Annotated in this window: 1 pseudogene; it reads left to right on the forward strand. The window is 44.9% G+C overall.

Going from position 1 to position 837, the window contains the following annotated elements:
- Positions 1–837, forward strand: a pseudogene (locus A3738_RS31415) (phosphate ABC transporter, permease protein PstA); the annotation flags it as partial.

Genomic DNA, 837 nt, shown 5'->3' on the forward strand with positions numbered 1-837 from the left:
CGTTACACCATCATTGGTGAACTCGTTGAAACCGTAGAAGTGTCTGCGGATCAACTACGTGATGCTGGATATAGCATTCCTGAAGATCTAGAGCATCTGGATCGTAATCTAATGAAGATTGGTAACCGTGATATTTCAGGGACTGACTTCCGTTGGATTCTTGCTCGTGATTTCTCAAACATCACCTACCCAGAAGACATTATCGTGATGGAACGTCGCGAATGGGGTAATTTCTACGGCTACTTAAATGAAGTCATCGAGAATGACCAAGTTGTCGCTGAAGGTGATCAAGCTTGGCCTGCTCTACAAGAGCGCCTAGATAGAGCTTTGGATATTTATTCTCAAATTCATGATATTGAGAAGAGTGACATTGGTTCTATCAATGCGGGTATCGAACGTCTTCGACTTCAGCAGCGCAAGTTGGAATTGGAAGATCGTTTAACATCGCAAGCACTTGCTGATATTGAAGCTGAGCGAGCAGCATTAAATGCTGAATACGATGGCTTACAGGGCCGTCTTATCGAGCTTTATGGCCGAATAAACCGCGACAAAGTTCGTGTACAAAGTATGGACGGCACGCAAATCACGGTTGATCTTGCGAAGATCGTTCATGCCTTCCAGCCGAACGCGATGAGTATTGGCGATAAGATCGTTTTCTACATTGCAAAACTCTACGAGTTCATCAGTGACGAACCACGTGAAGCCAATACCGAAGGGGGTATCTTCCCTGCTATTTTCGGTACGGTTTTGATGGTCATTATCATGTCGATCATCGTGACACCATTTGGCGTAATCGCAGCAGTTTATCTACGTGAATATGCCCACCAAGGTACGATG

Source organism: Oleiphilus sp. HI0066 (genome assembly GCF_001635725.1).